The organism is Spirillospora sp. NPDC046719, from assembly GCF_040645715.1.
Lineage (GTDB): Bacteria > Actinomycetota > Actinomycetes > Streptosporangiales > Streptosporangiaceae > Spirillospora.
On the sequence record NZ_JBEYYT010000556.1, the window covers coordinates 1 to 5,262 of the forward strand.

Genomic DNA, 5,262 nt, shown 5'->3' on the forward strand with positions numbered 1-5,262 from the left:
CTCAGCGCCGCGGGCCCGCGGCCGGGGCCGTCCCGTCGCCGAGCGCGGGCGGAGCGCCGAGCGCGGGCGGGGCGCCGGCGCGCTCGCGGGCCAGCACGCACTCCTCCGCGAACGCCAGGACCCTGAGGTGGTACGCCCGGGCGGACAGGCCCAGGCTCAGGTTGTGCCCGCCCGCCTGCTCCCCGGTCTCGACGCGCGGCGATGCGGTGAACATCGCGGCGACGTCGGCCAGTCCCGCGCGGCCGGCCCGCCACACCCCTTCGTGCTCGGCGAGCGTGTAGCGCACCGGGATCCGCACCCGCGCTGCCACGGAGGCGAAGTCGTGCGGCCAGGTCCGGGCGACGGCGCCCTCGTGCGCCGGCCCGGGAGCGAGGATCCCCGCCTCCCCCGCGATGCCCTCCGGGTACAGGTGGTCTCCGCCCCACACGAGGTCGCGCACCGTGCCCCCCGGCGCCGCCGCCGGGGGACCGCCGCGGAACCGGTTCCCCAGCAGCTCCGCCGCCACCGGCTGGTAGTGCCGTCCGGTTCCGGAGATCTCCAGGCCCAGCAGGTCGCCGCCGCGCTCGCCGGCCGCCATCCGCACCGCGAGCTCGCAGCCCAGCGAGTGGGCCATCAGGAACACGCCCGCGCCGCGCGGCCGCGACTCCAGCAGCCCGTCGATCGCGCCGTAGGCCAGGCCGACCCGCGCTTCGGCGGTCGCCGTCCGGTCCGGACGCGCCGCCGAAGCGCCGTAGCCGGGACGGTCCAGGGCGATGACCGTGAAGCCGAGCGCCGCACCGGTCCGCAGCAGCGAGAGCCGCGGCCGGTTCGGCGCGTCGAAGTACACCGCGGTCGTCGCGCCGCCGTGCAGGGCGACCACGACGGCCCTGGGCCGTGGAGCCTCCGCCACCAGCGCCGACATCGGGACGCCGTCGACGTCCGCCACGCGCCGGGACGGCACGGGCTCGGCCGGGCTCACGTGTCGGATCGCAGCAGGATGACCCCGCTGGGGGTGAGGCCCCCGCTGCTCACCACGGCCACCCGGGCGTCCGCCACCTGCCTCTCTCCGCCCTCGCCGCGCAACTGCACGATCGCCTCGTGCATCAGGCCCATCCCGTGGGTGCGCCCGTGGGAGAGCTGCCCGCCGTGGGTGTTGAGCGGCAGGACGCCGTCGCGGGCGATGTTCTTGCCGCCCTCCAGGAAGTCCTTCGCCTCGCCGATGCCGCAGAAGCCGAGCGCCTCGATCCAGGACAGGCAGTTGATGGTGAAGCCGTCGTACAGCAGCGCCACGTCCACGTCGGCGGGCCGCAGCGACGTGCGGGTCCACAGGTGCGCGGCCTGCCCGAGGACCTGCGGCTCGTGGGTCAGCGTGCTCTGGTCCCACTCCAGGCGCTCGACGATCTGCGTGCCGACCGCCTCCACGAGGACGGGCGGCTTCGCCAGGTCGCGGGCCGCGTCGGCGGCCGACACGATGACGGCGATCGCGCCGTCGCAGGGCACGTCGCAGTCGTACAGCCCGAACGGCGTGGTGATCGGCCGCGCCCCGAGGTAGTCCTCCATCGTCATCGGGTCGCGGTAGACGGCGGACGGGTTGAGCGCGGCGTTCGCGCGCTGGTTGAGCGCGATCCAGCCGAGCGTCTCGCGCGTCGTCCCGTACCGGTGGAAGTGGCGCTGGGCGTTCTGCGCCAGCGTGTGCGCCGCCGAGATCGCGCCGAAGGGGCGGATCCAGGCGCCGCCGCCGCTCACCCGCCCGCCGCCTCCCGGGCTGATCCTGCCCTGCCGCATCAGCTCGGTGTGCGTGGCCTCCCAGAGGGTGCGGAAGCACAGCACGTGGCGGGCCAGCCCGCCCGCGACGGCCAGCATCGCCGCGATCAGCGAGCCGCCCGGGCCGAACGTCTCGGCGCCGCCGTTGTACCAGGTCGGACGGATGCCGAGCGCCGACTCCAGCGCGGTGACGCCGCCTTCGGCGAAGCCGCCGAAGGCGCCGGCGCCGGGGTAGGTCGCGAGCCCGTCGATGTCGTCGAGGGACAGCCCGGCGTCCGCGATCGCCTCCTGGCACGCCGCCACCGTGAGCGCCAGCGGCGGGACCATCAGGCGGCGCCCGATCCGCGAGGTCCCGATGCCGCTGAGCGCGACCTTGTCCTCGAACTTCCCGGCGGCCGGCATCGGGCGGACGTACCGGTGCACGTCCTCCGGCTCGGGGTCGTCGCGGGGGAGCGGCGCCGGCTCCCCCTGCCCGGCGGCCGGGCGGAAGAGCGGCAGCCACACGTCCTCGACGTGCTCGAAGACCACCTCCATGCGCATGCCGAGGCGCAGGTCGCCGGGGTCGCAGCCGACGGCGTTGGTGGTGAGCCGGACGCGGGGGTCCTCCTCGATCGCGACCTGCGCCACGACGTACGGCGCGGGCAGCCCGGGCACGCGGAACCGGTGGCTGACGGTGAACCCGATGAGCGTGGCGTACCCGGAGACGGTCCGCACGCCCATGGCGGTGCCCTTGCAGTGCCGGCAGACCGGCTGCGGCGGGTGGATCAGGGTGGTGCAGGACGCGCACTCCTGGAAGCGCAGCCGTCCGTCCTCTCCGGACGTCCAGAAGAACGCGTCCGCGTCGGTGATCGACGGCAGCGGACGCCCCGGGGCCTCGGTCACATCGCCTCCCGGCCGCTCAGGAAACCGAGATCGCGCGTTCGGGGCAGGACCGGACGGCCTCCTGGACCGCCGCCTCCTGCCCGGGCGGGACGTCCTCGCCGACGGGCGAGGAGTGGCCGTCGACGTCGTCGAGCTCGAAGACCTCCGGCGCCCGCATCGCGCACAGCGTGTGGCCCTGGCAGCGCTCGGGATCGACCTTCACTTTCACGATGTCCCCTCCTGGGAGTCTCAGGCCTTGTAGTCGTGCCACTTGAGGTAGCCGCCCGCGTCCACGCGCATCTGCATGCCGGTGACGTAGCGCGACTCGTCCGACGCGAGGAACAGCACCATGTCGCTGATGTCCCGCGGCTCGACGTACGGGACCGGCATCGCCTGCTGCACGCCGAAGGCGGGCTCGGCGTCCGCGCGGGTCGGATGCTCCAGGTCCGGCCGGAACGACCGGTACATCGGCTCGCTCTGCAGCATGTCGGTGTTGCAGTTGGTCGGGTGGACGACGTTGGCGCGGATCCGCAGCGGGGCGACGTTCCTGGCCAGCTCGTGGATGTACTGCGAGAGCGCCTGCTTGGCGTACATGTAGGCGTGGCCGCCGGGGTCCTTGCCCGGCTCGTCGATCGTCCCGATGACCATGAGCGCCGCGGTGGACCCGGTCGCGATGATCGAGCCGCCCTCGGGCAGGTGCGGCAGCGCGGCCTGGACCGCGTTGATCGTGCCGATCAGGTTGGTGTCGACGACGTCGCTCCAGGCCCGCAGCGGCGGCCGCCCCTTCATCCCGGCGATGCCGGCCTGCGCCACCACGATGTCGAGCCGGCCGAGCTCGGCGACGCCGCGCTCGACGGCGTCCCGCAGCTGGGCGGCCTCGCGCACGTCCGCCTGCACCGGCACGACGCGGCGGCCGAGCTCCTCGACGAGCCGGACGGTCTCCTTGAGGTCGTCGGGCCGGGCCAGGGGGTAGCCGATCGTCTCGTAGTCCTGGCACAGGTCGACCGCGATGATGTCGGCGCCCTCCTCGGCCAGCCGTACCGCGTGGCTGCGGCCCTGCCCCCGGGCCGCGCCCGTGATGAACGCGACCTTCCCGTCAACACGTCCCATGGGTGGTGTCCTTCCGCTCTGGATGCGCCGCCCGGCCCCGCGCTCTCCCGACGCACGATGAGAATCATCATTCCGGATGTGAGAACAGTACTCTCAACAGTGAGCTCCTGGAAGTCCCCGGCCTGGCGGAGCAGTGCGGAAGGTTGAGTCTCTACGAGCGCAGACTTGATTTGCTTTTTTCGAGAATGTAACTTCCATCCACGTGAGCGGCACGGGCTTGGAGGGGTGCATGGGGACCGAGATCGTCGCGGCCGTGGTCGCATGAGGCCGCTGGAGGGCGTCCGCGTCCTGGAGGTCGCCATGTACGGGTTCGTCCCGTCGGCGGGCGGGGTGCTGGCCGACTGGGGCGCGGACGTGGTCAAGGTGGAGCACGCCGTCACCGGCGATCCGCAGCGCGGGCTCCGGCAGGTCGGCACGCTCCGCGTCGACGGCGATCCGAACCCGAACATCGAGCACGCCAACCGCGGGAAGCGCTCCCTGGGCCTCGACCTGTCGGTGCCCGAGGGCAAGGAGGTGCTCGGCGAGCTGATCCGGCGCTCGGACGTGTTCCTGACCAGCTTCCTGCCGGGCGCCAGGCGAAAGTTCGGCATCGACGTCGACGACGTCCGCGCAGTCAACCCGGACATCGTCTACGCGCGGGGGAGCGCCCTCGGCCCGCGCGGCCTGGAGGCCGACAAGGGCGGCTACGACATGACGGCGTTCTGGGCGCGCGGCGGAACCGCCGCCAGCCTCACGCCGGCCGGAACCGAGGGGATGATCAGCCCGCCCGGCCCCGCCTACGGCGACACGATCTCCGGCACCAACCTCGCCGGGGGCATCGCGGCCGCGCTGTTCCGGCGCGAGCGCACCGGCGAGCCGTCGGTCGTCGACGTGTCGCTGTTCGGCAGCGGGCTGTGGGCGATGGGCCACGGCATCGCCCTGTCGATGCACGTCGGCGAGCCGCTGGTCGCGGCCCCGGCCGGGGCGCACGGGTCGCCGACGAATCCGCTGTCCGGCCTGTACGCCACCTCTGACGGCCGCTACCTGGCCTTCGTCATGCTGCAGCCCGGCAGGTTCTGGGCGGACGTCTGCCGCCACATCGACCGGCCGGAGCTGGCCGCAGACCCCCGCTTCGCCGACGCCGAGCGGATCGCCGCCAACACCGGCGAGGCCGTCGCGATCCTCCGCGAGGCCATCGCCGCCCGGACGCTGGCGGAGTGGACCGAACGCTTCGCCACCCTCGCCGGGCCGTGGGCGCCGGTGCAGGACTCGCTGCAGGCCGGGAACGACCCGCAGGCCCGCGCGAACGAGTACATCGTCCGTGCCGGCGACCTCGAACTGGTCGCGAGCCCGGTGCAGTTCGACGTCGCCCCGCCCGCCGTCGGCCCGGCGCCCGAGTTCGCCGCCCAGACCGAGGAGATCCTCACCGAGCTCGGCCTCGACTGGGACCGCATCATCGCCCTCAAGGCCGCGGGCGCCATCACCTGACCGCCCCCGCCGGACGGCGGCCATGGGGGACCCCGCTCGGGTCCTCCGCACGGCGTCCCGCCCGGCCGTGCCACGCGCGCC

The 5,262-nt window shown here is 74.0% G+C and carries 5 protein-coding genes; 1 reads left to right on the plus strand and 4 read right to left on the minus strand.

All coding sequences use genetic code 11. The features are described from left to right. Position 1: 1 nt before the first annotated feature. The 4 genes from ABZ914_RS45855 to ABZ914_RS45870 are packed head-to-tail and all read right to left on the minus strand — an operon-like array spanning position 2 to position 3,714. Positions 2–958 (minus strand): alpha/beta hydrolase, encoded by a 957-nt coding sequence (locus ABZ914_RS45855; RefSeq protein WP_500200957.1) that lies wholly within the window; start codon positions 956–958, stop codon positions 2–4. Then, on the minus strand, positions 955–2,625 hold the full coding sequence (locus ABZ914_RS45860; RefSeq protein WP_500200958.1) for a thiolase C-terminal domain-containing protein: 1,671 nt from the start codon (positions 2,623–2,625) through the stop codon (positions 955–957). Before ABZ914_RS45860 ends, ABZ914_RS45855 begins: the two co-directional genes overlap by 4 nt. A gap of 16 nt (positions 2,626–2,641) precedes the next feature. Next, a complete protein-coding gene (locus ABZ914_RS45865) occupies positions 2,642–2,833 on the minus strand; it encodes a ferredoxin (RefSeq protein WP_500200959.1) in 192 nt (63 codons plus the stop codon). Positions 2,834–2,853: 20 nt separating this feature from the next. Next, positions 2,854–3,714 carry a mycofactocin-coupled SDR family oxidoreductase gene (locus tag ABZ914_RS45870; RefSeq protein WP_500200960.1) on the minus strand — a complete coding sequence of 287 codons (861 nt, stop codon included), beginning with the start codon at positions 3,712–3,714 and terminating at the stop codon, positions 2,854–2,856. Between the two features lie 261 nt (positions 3,715–3,975). On the opposite strand from ABZ914_RS45870, the gene ABZ914_RS45875 reads away from it, so the two are divergent. Continuing rightward, entirely contained in the window at positions 3,976–5,181 is a 1,206-nt protein-coding gene (locus tag ABZ914_RS45875) for a CaiB/BaiF CoA transferase family protein (RefSeq protein ID WP_500200961.1), read from the plus strand. Positions 5,182–5,262: the final 81 nt, after the last annotated feature.

Coding starts and splice junctions, on each gene's coding strand:
- ABZ914_RS45870 (WP_500200960.1), bottom strand. CDS start 3,714: ATGGGACGTGTTGACGGGAAGGTCGCGTTCATCACGGGCGCGGCCCGG.
- ABZ914_RS45875 (WP_500200961.1), top strand. CDS start 3,976: ATGAGGCCGCTGGAGGGCGTCCGCGTCCTGGAGGTCGCCATGTACGGG.